The 14,155-nt window shown below is 63.5% G+C and carries 13 protein-coding genes; 5 read left to right on the plus strand and 8 right to left on the minus strand.

Going from position 1 to position 14,155, the window contains the following annotated elements; translation table 11 throughout:
* The first annotated feature begins 9 nt into the window (after positions 1-9).
* Positions 10-816 carry an ABC transporter ATP-binding protein gene (locus ACJ8QI_RS14040; protein WP_049272132.1) on the plus strand — a complete coding sequence of 269 codons (807 nt, stop codon included), beginning with the start codon at positions 10-12 and terminating at the stop codon, positions 814-816.
* A gap of 28 nt (positions 817-844) precedes the next feature.
* Here ACJ8QI_RS14040 and ACJ8QI_RS14045 read toward each other — a convergent pair whose 3' ends face one another.
* The 3 genes from ACJ8QI_RS14045 to budA form a co-directional block, all read right to left on the minus strand.
* Entirely contained in the window at positions 845-2,431 is a 1,587-nt protein-coding gene (locus ACJ8QI_RS14045) for an ABC transporter substrate-binding protein (RefSeq protein ID WP_060419867.1), read from the minus strand.
* 143 nt (positions 2,432-2,574) lie between these two features.
* A complete protein-coding gene (gene alsS, locus ACJ8QI_RS14050) occupies positions 2,575-4,260 on the minus strand; it encodes an acetolactate synthase AlsS (protein ID WP_033635442.1) in 1,686 nt (561 codons plus the stop codon).
* 32 nt (positions 4,261-4,292) lie between these two features.
* The gene (gene budA, locus ACJ8QI_RS14055; protein WP_442532670.1) at positions 4,293-5,072 is read right to left on the minus strand and encodes an acetolactate decarboxylase; all 780 of its coding nucleotides are present in this window, start codon (positions 5,070-5,072) and stop codon (positions 4,293-4,295) included.
* Between the two features lie 451 nt (positions 5,073-5,523).
* Between budA and ACJ8QI_RS14060 the strand changes: the two genes are divergently transcribed.
* The gene (locus ACJ8QI_RS14060) at positions 5,524-6,426 is read left to right on the plus strand and encodes a LysR family transcriptional regulator (protein ID WP_060439281.1); all 903 of its coding nucleotides are present in this window, start codon (positions 5,524-5,526) and stop codon (positions 6,424-6,426) included.
* On the opposite strand, the gene eutC is transcribed toward ACJ8QI_RS14060, so the two are convergent.
* Together eutC and ACJ8QI_RS14070 are read right to left on the minus strand one after the other, a co-directional pair.
* The gene (eutC, locus tag ACJ8QI_RS14065; RefSeq protein WP_442532671.1) at positions 6,405-7,196 is read right to left on the minus strand and encodes an ethanolamine ammonia-lyase subunit EutC; all 792 of its coding nucleotides are present in this window, start codon (positions 7,194-7,196) and stop codon (positions 6,405-6,407) included. The genes ACJ8QI_RS14060 and eutC overlap by 22 nt on opposite strands.
* The gene (locus ACJ8QI_RS14070) at positions 7,193-8,578 is read right to left on the minus strand and encodes an ethanolamine ammonia-lyase subunit EutB (protein ID WP_442532672.1); all 1,386 of its coding nucleotides are present in this window, start codon (positions 8,576-8,578) and stop codon (positions 7,193-7,195) included. Before ACJ8QI_RS14070 ends, eutC begins: the two co-directional genes overlap by 4 nt.
* Before the next feature lie 159 nt (positions 8,579-8,737).
* Here ACJ8QI_RS14070 and ACJ8QI_RS14075 point away from each other — a divergent pair, with 159 nt between their 5' ends.
* Together ACJ8QI_RS14075 and ACJ8QI_RS14080 are read left to right on the plus strand one after the other, a co-directional pair.
* Positions 8,738-9,286 carry a nucleotidyltransferase family protein gene (locus tag ACJ8QI_RS14075; protein ID WP_442532673.1) on the plus strand — a complete coding sequence of 183 codons (549 nt, stop codon included), beginning with the start codon at positions 8,738-8,740 and terminating at the stop codon, positions 9,284-9,286.
* Positions 9,287-9,338: 52 nt separating this feature from the next.
* Positions 9,339-9,806, plus strand: coding sequence for a FlxA-like family protein (locus tag ACJ8QI_RS14080; RefSeq protein WP_442532674.1), 468 nt, complete (start codon positions 9,339-9,341; stop codon positions 9,804-9,806).
* Position 9,807: 1 nt separating this feature from the next.
* Here the strand turns inward: ACJ8QI_RS14080 and ACJ8QI_RS14085 are convergent, their stop codons facing one another.
* Positions 9,808-10,728, minus strand: a complete 921-nt coding sequence (locus ACJ8QI_RS14085; protein ID WP_442532675.1) for a LysR family transcriptional regulator — start codon at positions 10,726-10,728, stop codon at positions 9,808-9,810.
* Between the two features lie 96 nt (positions 10,729-10,824).
* Here ACJ8QI_RS14085 and ACJ8QI_RS14090 point away from each other — a divergent pair, with 96 nt between their 5' ends.
* Complete coding sequence (locus ACJ8QI_RS14090) at positions 10,825-11,823, plus strand: bile acid:sodium symporter family protein (RefSeq protein WP_049198403.1); 999 nt, start codon at positions 10,825-10,827, stop codon at positions 11,821-11,823.
* Positions 11,824-11,849: 26 nt separating this feature from the next.
* Here ACJ8QI_RS14090 and ACJ8QI_RS14095 read toward each other — a convergent pair whose 3' ends face one another.
* Both ACJ8QI_RS14095 and ligA read right to left on the minus strand, forming a co-directional pair.
* Entirely contained in the window at positions 11,850-12,065 is a 216-nt protein-coding gene (locus ACJ8QI_RS14095) for a DUF3820 family protein (protein WP_004936441.1), read from the minus strand.
* The gene (ligA, locus tag ACJ8QI_RS14100; protein WP_442532676.1) at positions 12,065-14,086 is read right to left on the minus strand and encodes an NAD-dependent DNA ligase LigA; all 2,022 of its coding nucleotides are present in this window, start codon (positions 14,084-14,086) and stop codon (positions 12,065-12,067) included. Before ligA ends, ACJ8QI_RS14095 begins: the two co-directional genes overlap by 1 nt.
* Positions 14,087-14,155: the final 69 nt, after the last annotated feature.

Consider the following 14,155-nt stretch of genomic DNA (forward strand, 5'->3'; position numbering starts at 1 on the left):
GATAACGCCATGAGCCACCGCCTGCACGCCTCGCACCTGAAGCTGGGCTACGACAATAAAATCATCGCTGACGATCTGAGCGTGGCGATCCCCGACGGCGCCTTCACGGTGATCGTCGGGCCGAACGCCTGCGGAAAATCGACGCTGCTGCGCGCCCTGTGCCGCCTGCTGAAACCCAGCGCCGGCGAGGTGATGCTGGACGGCAAAAACATCAGCAGCTTCGCCACCAAGGCGCTGGCGCGCGAGCTTGGGCTGCTGCCGCAAACCTCGATCGCACCGGACAGCATTACCGTGGCGGACCTGGTATCGCGCGGCCGCTATCCGCACCAGAGCCTGCTGAAACAGTGGACGCAGGCCGACAAACAGGCGGTGGAAGCCGCCATGGCGGCCACCAACGTCAGCCAGTTGGCGGACCGCAGCGTTGACGAGCTGTCCGGCGGGCAGCGCCAGCGCGTCTGGGTGGCGATGGCGTTGGCGCAGCAAACGCCGCTGCTGCTGCTGGATGAACCGACCACCTATCTGGACATCGCGCACCAAATCGAGCTGCTGGATCTGTTCCGTCAGCTCAACCGCGAGCACGGCCAAACCCTCATCGCGGTGCTGCACGATCTCAACCACGCCTGTCGCTATGCCGATCACATCATCGCCATGCGCGACGGCAAGATCGTGGCGGAGGGGAACCCGGCGGAAATCATCACCGCCGAGCTGGTGGAACGGGTGTTCGGCATGCCGTGCATGATCATCGACGATCCGCTGTCCCACACCCCGCTGGTGATCCCGCGCGGCCGCTACCACTGCGACGCGCCGCAGGCATGAAAAAGGCCGGGTTACCCCGGCCTTTTCGTTACTTCTCCAGCGACACCTGCTTGAAGATGTGTTTGCCGAACGGGTCGATTTCGTAGCCTTTCACTTCCTTGCGCACCGGTTCGAAGATGGTCGAGTGCGCGATCATCAGCGCCGGCATCTGATCGTGCATCATCACCTGCGCCTGCTGGTACATCGCCACCCGCTTGGCGTGATCGTTCTCCTCGCGCGCCTGCAGGATCAGCTGGTCGAACGGTTTGTAGCACCATTTCGCCGAGTTGGAGCCGCCGAGCGAAGCGCAGGTGAACAGCGGGCCGAAGAAGTTGTCCGGATCGCCGTTGGCGGTGGTCCAGCCCATCAACGCCGTCTGGTGCTCGCCGTTTTTAATCCGCTGCAAATATTCGCCCCACTCGAAGGTGACAATCTTGGCGCGCACGCCGATGTTGGCCCAGTCGGCCTGGATCATCTCCGCCATGCGCTTGGCGTTGGGATTGTAGGGCCGCTGCACCGGCATCGCCCACAGATCGATGTCAAACCCCTGCCCCAGCCCGGCTTCCTGCAACAGCTGCTTCGCCCGCTCCGGCGAATACGGGTAGTCTTCAAGCTGCGCGTTGCTGCCCCACTGGGTCGGCGGCAGCAGGTTCTTGGCCGGCTGGCCGGCGCCGTGGAACACCGCCTCGATGATCGCCGGCTTGTTGACCGCCAGCGCCAACGCCTGGCGTACCTTGACGTTATCCAACGGTTTTTTCTGGGTATTGAACGCCAGGAAGCCGATATTCAAGCCGGATTTTTCCATCACCTGAAGGTTGCCGTCCTGCCGCATGCGCGCCAGATCCGCCGGGTTGGGGAACGGCATCACCTGGCACTCGTTCTTTTGCAGCTTGGCGTAACGCACCGTCGCATCCGGCGTGATCGAAAACACCAGCCGATCGATCTTCGGTTTGCCTTCCCAGTAGCGGTCGAACGCCTTGTAGAGGATTTTCGCGTCCTTCTGGTACTGCACCAGCTGGAACGGCCCGGTGCCTATCGGATCGTTGTCCACCCGCTGCGGCGTACCGGCCTTCAGCATCGCGTCGGCATATTCCGCCGAAAAAATAGTGGCGAAGTACATGCCCAGATCGGCGACGAACGGCGCCTCGGCGCGGGAGAGCTCAAAGCGCACGGTGTGATCGTCCACCTTGACGATCCGGTCGATCAGCGTGCCGAACTCCATCGACTCGAAGTTGGTGTAGGCGCCGTTGGAGACCTTGTGATACGGGTTGTTGGCGTCCTTTTGTCGCATAAACGAGAAGATGACGTCATCGGCGTTGAAATCGCGGGTAGGCGTGAAATATTTATTGCTCTGGAATGCCACGCCCTTGCGCAGGTGGAAGGTATAGCGCTTGCCGTCCTCGCTCACTTCCCAGCTTTCCGCCAGGCTGGGTTGCAGCTCGACGGTACCGGGTTTGAAGTCCACCAGCCGGTTGTAGATCGCCGCCGAACTGGCGTCCACCGTGGTGCCGGAGGTGAACAGCTGCGGGTTGAAGCCTTCCGGTGAGCCTTCGGAACAGTAGACCAGCGTATTGGCCCGCGCGCCGCCGGCAATCGCCAACGCCAGCAGCCCAATCGTTATTGCTTTTCTTTTCATTGCGCTATCCCCAGTGGTGAAAAAACAGCCCAACGGATAGCAATAAATCATGCAGTTAGCGAAGTAAAGGACAAATTCCGCGCATAAAAACGGGCAGGCGCGCAAGCGGCCTGCCCCGGTGAAACCGCGCGATGATGATGAAATTAAATCATCTGGCTGAAGTTCATCTGCGCCATCAGCTTATAGTTGTCGGCGTAGTCGACCGGAATGGCCACCACCACCGGCCCCTGGATCGCCATCGCCTTGCGCAGCATCGGCCGCAGATCGTCCACCGACTGCACGGCGAAACCGACCGCGCCGCAGGATTCCGCGTAGGCCTTGAAGTCAATCGGCCCGAACTCCACGCCGGATTTGCGCTGGTATTTGTTCACTTCCTGCATCTCCACCATGTTGTAGGCGTTATCGACCCAGATGACATGCACGATGTTGTTTTTCAGCCGCACCGCGGTCTCCAGCTCCATGCTCGACTGCATGAACCCGCCGTCACCGGAGATAGACACCACTTTATCGCCGGGGCGAACCAGCGCCGCGCCGATGGCCCACGGCAGCGCCACCCCCATGGTTTGCTGGCCGTTGGAGATCAATAGCTGGCGGGCGCGGAAGCTGTACAGGTAGCGGGCGATCCAGATATGGAAACTGCCCATGTCCACACACAGGGTTACGTCGTCGCTGACGATGTCCTGCAGCTCCTTGACGATGCGCAGCGGGTGGATCGGCATGCCGCCGCGGCGGGCGGCGCGCTCCGCCAGTTCAGTGCGCTGGCGGCCGAGATCGGTGAGGATCAGCTCCACCTCCGGCGGCACACAGACCGCCTCAGTGAACGTTTCGGTCATCATGTTCAGCGTGGCGCTGATGTTGCCCACCAGCTCGACGTCCGGCCGATAGCAGGTATCGATATCCGCCGGCAGCACGTCTATGTGCACCAGTTTCAGCCGCCCGTGGCTGTTCCACATGCAGGGATCGTATTCGATCGGATCATAGCCGACGCTCACCACCAGGTCGGCCTTCTGCAACAGCTGATCGGCCGGCTGGTTGTTGAACAGGCCGACGCGGCCGGCGAAACGGGCGAAGTGGTTGACGTCGATCACCCCCGCCGCCTGATAGGTGCCGACCACCGGCATATGGGTGCGATACAGCAGATGGCGCACCGCCTCGCTGTTCTCCGGCCGGCTGGCCTGCAGGCCGAGCAGCAATACCGGGCATTTGGCCTGGCGGATCAGTTTCACCGCCGCCTGAATGTCATCCGCCGCGGCGGCCCCCATGCGCGGCAAGCGGCAGCCGGCCAGCACCGGCGCGCTGACCGGTTCATTGACGATATCCATCGGCAGGCTGACGAACGATGCCCCCGGCCGGCCGAATTCGGCGCGGCGAAAGGCGTTGGCGATCACCTCGGAAATCGCCGAACCGGCATGCACTTCGGCGCAATACTTGGTCACCGGCCGGAACATGCTGACGGTATCCATGCTCTGGTGCGTCTGCTTCAGGCTGTCGGCGCGCTTCACCGCCCCGCCGAAGGCCACCACCGCGTCCCCTTCCGAAGTGGCGGTGGCCAGCCCGGTGATCAGGTTGGAACTGCCCGGCCCGGAGGTGACCAGCGCCACCCCGGCCTTACCGGTCAAGCGGCCGACCGCCGCCGCCATAAAGGCCGCGTTGGCCTCATGCCGCACCACCACCGTTTCAATCGATGGCGCGTCCTCCAGCGAGTCGAACACCCGGTCGATCTTGGCGCCCGGAATGCCGAAAACGTGTTTGACGCCCTGCGCTTCCAGGTTTTTCACCACCAAATCGGCGCCGCATTGCCAGTCATTGCCTGTTTTTTCCTGTGCCATGGTTCCACCTCCTAAGAAAACGATCGCCGGGGTTAGCCCTCGGCGGAACGAATCGCGCGATCCAAATCCTCTGGGCAGAGGTTGGCGCGCAAGAAATCCGCATCATGCGGTAACTGAAGATTGAGACGCGTGATGACGCCGAACTGCAGACGGCCATGATCGAGCTGGTAGTCCAGCACGTGGCCGCCGCCGCTGCGGTCGTCGGTAACGAAGTGTTCGTGATAGCCGGCCACGCCGATGCCCTGCATGTAATCCGGCGAGCGGAAACCGACCAGCGTGCCGCGCCGCTGATGGAACGAGAAGGTCGGCTGCTCTTCTATCGCCTCCAGCATCGGGCGGTAGGGCCGCTCCTGGCGCGGCACGGTACGGGTTTCCACGTGGCTGAACTCGCCGTCGACCCGCACCGCGCAAAACAGGTTCGGCGAGGCGACCTGCTCGTCGATGCTCTGGTGCAGCTGCGCCTTGGTGATTGGCCGGTCGAATTGCTGGCTGACGCTGGGCTGGAAAAAGGTGACGACGGCGAAGGGGGTTTTCTGTTGCAGGCCGGCCGGCCGGGCGCTGCCGTCGGCGCGCAGCTGGTGTATTTCCTGATCGAAGGCGATCAGTTCGCCGTCCAGGTGATTGAAGGTGCCAAGGCCGAAATCGCCGTGCTTGAGCAGCTCGGCAATGGTGGTCTCCCCCTCGTAAACCCCGTCGATAAGCGCGCTCATCAGCGAGATTTGATAGATTTCGCCCTCCCCGGCGTTGATCGACTGCCTGGCAAAACCCTGCGCCAAATGGCGCGCACAGGAACACCCGTGTTTTTCGTTCATGACTGACTCCTCCACCAGCGCGGGATCGCGGTTCCGCGCGTTCAAAAGACCCACCGACGGTGAGCCAAGATGTCCCCCAAGGCGCGTTCATCAGTTGGAACGATTCAGCCTAAGGCGACAAAAAAACCGGCACGGCTGGCCGGCCGATAACCAGGTATCAGATCAGAATGAGATAAAGTAAAGGCTTACTAATCATTGAGACTGAACCGGTTATCAAATTGAACGGTTAATCTGGTGTTGGAGCGACAATCAACTCCGCAGGCGGCTCGCGCAGCCTGGGAAAAACATCTGCTATTTAGTGCTAAGCGCCGCGAGGTTTATACGTTTTCTCTCTATACGGCCGGGGTAAGGCGGCGTTGAAGCCCGTCGTCAACCCGCAGCCAGAGTAGCCGCCGCGCCGTCGGCAGAGAAGCGGGTATTCATAAGAAACGCTTTTGCATATAATGCAAAAATGAATGACGCCCGCTATGTAGAACATCTGCCAATTTTTCTCGACGTGGCCCGCCTGGGCAGCTTTTCCGCCGCCGCGCGCCGGCTGGGCATGGTGCCCTCCTCGCTGGTGCGCCACATCGATGCCCTGGAAAGCGCGCTCGGCGCCGCGCTGTTCGTGCGCTCCACCCGCGGCCTGCTGCTGACCGACGCCGGCGAGCTGCTGCTGACGCGCGCCACCGCGCTGATGACGGACATTACCGGCCTTCGCGCCGAGCTGAGCGCGCTGAACGAAACGCCGCAGGGCACGCTGCGCATCAGCTGCCTGCCGACCTTCGGCAAAACCTATGTGCTGCCGCTGCTGCCGACGCTGGCGGAACGCTACCCGCAGCTGTCGGTCGACCTCGATCTGACCGAACGTCTGACCGATCCGACGCAGGAACGGCTCGACGCCGCCATCCGCATCGGCGAACAGAAGGACAGCGCGCTGTATGCCAGCCGCATCGCCACCCAACGCTGGGTGATGTGCGCCAGCCCCGCCTACGTCGCCCGCTATGGCCTGCCGGCCGATCTGGAAGCGCTGCCGCAGCATCGGCTGATCGCCCGCTACCACAAGCAGCAGCCGGCCTGCTGGGCGCAGATCCTCGACGCGGCGCTGATGAGCCGCTGCACCATGGCGCTACGCTGCGACGACTTCACCGCGCAGCGTCAGGCCGCACTGCTCGGGCTCGGCATCGCCTTTCTGCCCAACTGGGTGGTGGGGCCGGACGTGCAGCACGGGCAACTGGTGCAAATGCTGGAAGATCCGCGCCATGAGCAGCAAGGCATCTATCTGCTGCGGCCAATGGCAAAGGTATCCGCCCGGCTGGCGGCCTTCACCGCCCTGCTGCAGCAAACCATCGGTCAGCCGCCCAGTTGGGGATAAAGCGGCGTCACTCGGCCGTGCAGGGCCGGGTTGTCGCTCTCGTCCTTCAGCTCGATGCCGCTCAACCGCCGCTGGAACGCCTGCTCCAGCAGCCAGGCCAGGCGGAACGCCGCCTGCGGATAATCCAACCCCTCGGGCCGCACGTTGGAGATACAGTTGCGCTCGGCGTCCGTTCTGCGCGCGTTCGGCCCCCAGGTCAAATAGACGCCCAGGCTGTCCGGCGACGACAGCCCCGGCCGTTCGCCGATCAGAATCGCCACCGCCCGAGCCTGCAGGCATTCACCGATCTCATCCCCCAGCGCCACCCGCGCCTGATGCGCCAGCACCAGCGGTGCCACGGTCAGCCCCAGCATCTCGAGATAGGGCCGCAACGCCTGCAGCAGCGGCAGCGCCTGGCGGTGCACCGCCTTGGAGGAGAGGCCGTCCGCCACTATCAGCAGCAGATCGGCACGGCGAGGTGGTAAACCAAGCAGCAGGCTGCGGCTATCCGGGGCCAACCGCCGCCCCAGATCCGGTCGGCGCAGGTAGGCGGCGCGGTCGGCAGCCTGGCTGTGCACCGCCAACGTGGGCCAACCGGCATCGTGCAGATCCGCCGCCAGCCGTTCGCTGTCGAAAGGCTGATGCACCGCGTCGCGCGCCTGAGCGTGAGCCAGGCCGAAGCGCAGCAGCTCGTCGGTCGGCAGGCTGGCGCCGGTGCGCCCCAGCGCGATGCGCGCATCGGTAAAGGCGCGCAGCGCGTCCCAGCTGTTGGCGTGAACCGGTTTGCTCATGTGCGTTCTCCCTGCAGCGCCAGCAACAGCGGATGATTGGCGGCGGCGTCGCGCAGCCGTCCGCGTTCGTCGGTAATGTTCATCGCCGCCAGCCAGGCGGCGAACTCCGGCGCGTGCTCCAGCCCAAGCAGCTCGCGGATATAGAGCGCGTCATGGAACGACGTGCTTTGGTAGTTGAGCATGATGTCGTCCGCGCCCGGTACGCCGATCAGAAACGTCAACCCGGCGGCGGCCAACAGCGTCAGCAGCGTGTCCATGTCGTCCTGATCGGCTTCGGCATGGTTGGTGTAGCAGACGTCGCAACCCAGCGGCAGGCCGAGCAGCTTGCCGCAGAAGTGATCCTCCAGCCCGGCGCGGATAATTTGCTTGCCGTCATACAGGTATTCGGGGCCGATAAACCCCACCACGGTGTTGATCAGCAGCGGCGAGAAATGGCGCGCCACCGCATAGGCGCGCGCCTCGCAGGTCTGCTGATCGACACCGTGATGCGCGTTGGCCGACAGGCAGCTGCCCTGCCCGGTTTCGAAATACATCACGTTATCGCCCAACGTGCCGCGCCTGAGGCTCAGCGCCGCCTGCTGCGCTTCCGCCAGCAGCGCCAAACTGATGCCGAAGCCGCGATTGGCCGCTTCGGTACCGGCGATCGACTGAAACACCAGATCCACCGGCGCGCCGCGCTCTATCAGCCGCAGCGTGTTGGTCACGTGGGTCAGCACGCAGGATTGGGTGGGAATGGCGAAGCGCTGGATCACGTCGTCCAGCATGTAGTTGAGCTTTTCCAGCAGCGGCAGGCTGTCGCTGGCCGGATTGATGCCGACCACCGCATCGCCGCTGCCGTACAACAGGCCGTCCAGCATGCTGGCGGCGATGCCCTGCAGGCTATCGGTCGGGTGATTGGGCTGCAGCCGCACGCTGAGGTGGCCCGGCAGGCCGATCGTATTGCGAAAGCGCGTCACCACCCGGCACTTCTTCGCCACCAGGATCAGATCCTGATTGCGCATGAGCTTGCTCACCGCCGCCGCCATCTCCGGCGTGATGCCGGCCGCCACCTGCGCCAGCATGGCGCTGTCCGCCTGCTCGCTCAGCAACCAATCGCGAAAATCACCGACCGTGAGGTGCGAGATGGGCTCAAAGGCGGCGGCATCGTGGCCGTCGATAATCAGGCGCGTCACCTCGTCCTCTTCGTACGGCACCAGCGCCTGCTGCAGGAACGCCTTGAGCGGCAAGTCCGCCAGCGCAATGCGCGCCGCCATACGCTCTTCGGCGCTTTGCGCCGCCACCTCCGCCAGATAATCGCCGGAACGCGCCGGCGAAGCCTTCGCCATCAGCTGACGCAGATCGCCAAAGCGATAGCCGCGTTGGCCCACCGTTGCCTGATACATAGCCCCCTCCCTTGCCCCGAGTGACGAGATAACAGCCCTGCACCAAGTGTAGTCAGTGGGAAAAGAAAATTATTTTGCACGCGATCGCCGCCGTCGCGCTTTCCCCCATTTCACCCGCCGCCGCTTCGGGTTACAGTAGCCGCGAAAAAAGGAGGGGTGATGGATCCGCAATGGCAAATTATCGACTGGCTGCAACAAGATGACGCTCGCATGGCCGCCCTGCGCACCGCGCGCCGGCTCGGCCTGAATGACTGGTGCCTGGGCGCCGGCTTCGTACGCAATCTGGTGTGGGATCGGCGCCACGGCTACCTGGACGCCACGCCGCTCAACGATATCGACGTGATCCACTTCGATGCGGAGCGTGCGGACGCCGAGCGCGATCGCATACTGGAGGCGCGGCTGCACCAATGGCTGCCGCAGCCGTGGTCGGTCAAGAATCAGGCGCGCATGCACCTGCGCGGCGGCCGGGCGCCTTACCGCGACAGCGAAGAGGCCATCAGCTTTTGGACCGAAGTGGAAACGGCGATCGGCGCACGCCTGAACGCCGACGACAGCATCACGCTGGTGGCCCCCTTCGGGCTCGCGGCGCTGTTTGACGACACCATCACCTTCAACGTCAAAAACGGCGATCGCGCGGCCTATGCCCAGCGCGTGCTCGACAAAGGCTGGCTGCAGCGCTGGCCGCACCTGCGGCAGGTAAAGATTTAGCCGCCGCTGCCGATACCCTGAACAGCGATAGCCAGACTCAGGGAGAGCATCCATGTCGACCACCATCACCATGATCGTACCGATCAAAAATACCGTTCCCGGCGTCAGCAACGTCTTCAGCGCGCCGGGCCATCAGGGCGAATTGCTGATGGCCAAACCGGTCAACAACCAGCCGGAAGGCGGCAAGGCGAAGAAAAGCGAAGGCGCCAGCGGCAATGACGAACCGGAAAATCTCAACGAAAGCCGCGCCTCGGCACGCATCAAGGCGCTGAACCGGCAGATTCAGGCTCTGCAGCAAAAGCTGGTGGAGCTGAAGGACTCCAGCGCCGATCCCAAAGAGATCGAGAAGCAAAAGCAGCTGATTGAAGCACAGATCAAGATGTTGCAGGCCGAGATCGCGCGCATCCAGAAAGAAGAAATGGAAAAGCAGCAACAGGAGCAAATGGAAAAAGCCGCGGCGCAATCCGGCGACGGCGTAAACCGCCCGACGCCGCTCAACGTGGTGGACGTCTATATCTGAATCAATATTCGGCGTTTTCCTGCCGGCGCTGGTGCAGCAGCGCCGCCTGCTGACGCGCCACCTGCCAGATGGCCTCCGCCGCCGGCGTCAGCGAGCGGTTCTTGCGCCGCACCAGCATCAACGCGCGATTGATCTCCGGCACCAGCCGCCGTACCCGGAGCCGCCCCCCTTCCGGCAGCGGCAGCGCCAACGCCGGGAAGATACTGATGCCAATCCCTTCCGCCACCATCGGGAACAGCGTAGCCGGATGACCGATTTCCTGCACCACCTGCGCCTCGACGCCCTGCTGCCTCAGCGCGCTGTCGATCAACGGCCGGCTGCCCGACGCGTAATCCTGCAACACCAGGCGGCAGCCGTTTAACGCCGACCAACGCACCTCTTGACGCGCAGCAAACGGGTGATCTTCGCGGCACAGCAGCAGGAACGGTTCATGCAGCACCGCTTCGCACTCCAAATCCACCGCCTGCACCGGATCGACCACGATGCCGAAATCCACCTCGGCATTGCGCACGCTGTGCAGCACCTGCTGCTGCGCCTGATCGCGCAGCATGATGCGGATCTCCGGGTATTGGCGCTCGCCGGCGGCGATGCACTGCGGCATCAGATGGGCGGAAATGGTCTGGCTGGTCGCCACCCGCACCGTGCCGCTGCGCTGTACGCCAAAGCTGCGCGCATCCAGCAACGCGGCCTGCAGTTCGTCCAGCAGCCGTTCGACCCGGTTGGCCAGCCGCAGGCCGGCATCGGTCAACACCACTTCACGCGTGGTGCGATCCAGCAGGCGCACGCCGACCTCCGCCTCCAGCTCTTTCACGCTGTGGCTGACCGCCGATTGCGTCAGACCGATCGCCTCGCCGGCGCGGCTGAAGCTGCCGTGGCGGGCGACAGCGACGAACACCCGCAGCTGTTTGAGTGAGTAATTCATGTGTTTTATTCATAGATGAATTAAATAAATCAATTTAATTATTATATGCCCACGCGGGAGAATAGCCCCATCGATTTTCTACCCGAGCGCATCGCCATGAGATTCCTACCCGATCGTTTTACCCTGACGCTGATCGCCACCGTGCTGCTGGCTTCTTTCCTGCCGGCGCGCGGCGAGTTCGTCGGCTGGCTCAACGCCCTGACCATCGCCGCCATCGCCCTGCTGTTCTTCATGCACGGCGCCAAGCTGTCGCGCGAGGCCATCCTGGCCGGCAGCAATAACTGGCGGCTGCATCTGTGGGTGATGTTCAGCACCTTCATCATTTTTCCGGCGCTGGGGATGCTGTTCGCCTGGTGGGCGCCGATCGACGTCAGCCCCGAGCTGTACGCCGGTTTCATCTACCTGTGCATCCTGCCCGCCACCGTGCAGTCGGCCATCGCCTTCACCTCGCTGGCGGGCGGTAACGTGGCGGCGGCGGTGTGCAGCGCCTCCGCCTCCAGCCTGCTGGGGATCTTCGTATCGCCGCTGTTGGTCGGCCTGCTGATGAACGTGCACGGCGATACCGGCAGCCTGCGGCAGGTGGGCTCGATCGTGCTGCAGCTGCTGGTGCCGTTCGTCGCCGGCCACCTGCTGCGGCCGCTGATCGGCGGCTGGATCGAGCGCCATCGCCCGCTGATCGGCAAAACCGACCAGACCTCGATTCTGCTGGTGGTGTACGCCGCCTTCAGCGAGGCGGTCACGCACGGCATCTGGCATCAGGTGGGGATCGGTTCGCTGGCGTTTATCGTCGGCGGCAGCATCGTGCTGCTGGCGATCGTGCTGGTGGTGAACACCTACATGGCGCGCTGGCTCGGGTTCAGCAAGGCGGACGAGATCACCATCGTGTTCTGCGGTTCGAAGAAAAGCCTGGCGAACGGCATTCCGATGGCCAATATCCTGTTCCCGGCGGCGACGGTGGGGATCATGGTGCTGCCACTGATGGTGTTCCACCAGGTGCAGCTGATGACCTGTGCGGTGCTGGCGAAAAGGTATCAGCGCAAGCAGCGGGCACAGCAGGCGGTGCCCAACGCCAACGCGCAGGCATCGCGCGGGTAAAAAAAGACGGGCCGAGGCCCGTCAGTTCAGCTTTTCTTCAGCGGCTTGACCAGGTGGTCAAGCCCTTCGATTTTAATCGCCAGCGTCATCTCCATCAGCATGCCGAGCTTGCCTTTGGGGAATTCGCCCTTGCGGGCGAACCACAGCAGGTACTCTTCGGGCAGGTCGATCAGCACCCGCCCCTGGTACTTGCCGAACGGCATCACGGTATTGGCGATCTCCAGCAGGTTTTCCTTTTCCATCAGTCACCCAGCAGGCGGATCATTTCCGCTTCGTCGATCACGACGATACCCAGCTCCTGCGCCTTCGCCAGCTTGGAACCGGCCGCTTCGCCGGCGATCACCAAATCGGTTTTCTTCGACACGCTGCCGCTGACCTTGGCGCCCAGCGCCGTCAGGCGATCTTTGGCCTCGTCGCGCGACAGCTGGCTCAGCGAGCCGGTCAGCACCACGGTTTTGCCGGCGAACGGGCTGTCTATCTCTTCGGCGACCACCACCACCGGCGCCGGCCAGTGGATGCCGATCTCGGCGCCCACCAGCTCGTTGATCACCTGCTGATTGAGCGCTTCATCGAGGAAATTGCGGGTATGTTTGGCCACCACTTCGCCGACGTCCGGCACCTCTTTCAGCGCCTCGATATCGGCGGCGAACAGCTTCTCGAGCGATCCGAAATGCGCCGCCAGGTTGGCGGCGGTCGCCTCGCCGACCTCGCGAATGCCCAGCGCATACAGGAAGCGAGCGAAGGTGGTCTGTTTGGATTTCTCCAGCGCATTGACCAGGTTCTGCGCCGATTTCGGCCCCATGCGATCCAGGCCGGTCAGAATGCCGGCGGACAGACGGAACAGATCGGCCGGGTTCTTCACGTACTCTTTGTCCACCAGCTGCTCGATGATCTTGTCGCCCATGCCTTCAACGTCCAGCGCGCGGCGGGAAACGAAGTGCTTCAACGCCTCTTTGCGCTGCGCGCCGCAGATAAGACCGCCGGTGCAGCGCGCTACCGCCTCGCCTTCCACGCGCTCAACGTCGGAGCCGCATACCGGGCAGTGAAGCGGGAACACAACTTCGCGCGCATCCTGTGGCCGACGGTCTTCCAGCACCCCCACCACCTGCGGGATGACGTCGCCGGCACGGCGCACGATCACCGTATCGCCGATGCGCAGCCCCAGACGCTCAATTTCATCGGCGTTGTGCAAGGTGGCGTTGCTGACGGTCACCCCGGCAACCAGCACCGGCTCAAGGCGCGCCACCGGCGTAATCGCGCCGGTGCGGCCAACCTGAAACTCCACTTCGCGCACCACGGTGATCTGCTCCTGCGCCGGGAATTTGAACGCCGTCGCCCAGCGCGGCGCACGCGCCACAAAGCCCAGCGTTTCCTGCAGATCGATATCGTCAATCTTGATCACCACGCCGTCGATGTCGAAACCGAGCTGCGCGCGGTCCTGCTCGACCTGGCGATAAAACGCCAGCACTTCCTCGCTGCCGGTGCGGCGTTGGGCGCGATCGCTGACCGGCAGGCCCCAGGCCTTGAACTGCATCAGGCGCTCAAAGTGGCTGCGCGGCAGCTCGCCGCCTTCCAGCAGGCCGACGCCGTAGCAGAAGAAGGTCAGCGGGCGTTTGGCGGTAATGCGCGGATCGAGCTGGCGCAGCGAACCGGCGGCGGCGTTGCGCGGGTTGGCGAACACCTTGCCGTCTTTGCGGCGGGCTTCTTCGTTCATCTGTTCAAAACCGGCCTGCGGCATGAACACTTCGCCGCGCACTTCCAGCCGGCGCGGAATGTTGTCGCCGGTCAGGCGCAGCGGGATGGCGCGGATGGTGCGCACGTTGGTGGTGATGTTCTCGCCGGTGGTGCCATCGCCGCGCGTCGCCGCGCGCACCAGCTCACCGTCTTCGTACAGCAGGCTGACCGCCAGGCCGTCCAGCTTCAGCTCGCAGCAGAAGGTCAGCGGATCGCTGCTTTTGAGCCTATCCTGCACGCGCTTGTAAAACGCCAGGAAGCTTTCTTCGTCGAACACGTTGTCCAGCGACAGCATCGGCACTTCGTGACGCACCTGGTCGAACGCCGCCAGCGGCGCGGCGCCCACGCGCTGGGTCGGTGAATCGGCGGTGACAAACTCAGGATGCGCGCTCTCCAGTTCGCGCAGTTCACGCATCAGGCGGTCATATTCCGCATCCGGCACTTCCGGCGCATCCAGCACATGATACTGGTATTCATGATGGCGCAGTGTGGCTCGTAGTTGATTGATTTGTTGGATTATCGATTCCATGGCTCACCATCAAAGATAAAAAACCCCCGGCTAGCGGGGGCTTTGTTGTTACGGATGTTCAGTGCGCGC

Origin of the sequence: Serratia sp. CY84636 (assembly GCF_052166245.1) — a bacterium.
GTDB classification, from domain to species: Bacteria; Pseudomonadota; Gammaproteobacteria; order Enterobacterales; family Enterobacteriaceae; genus Serratia; species Serratia nevei.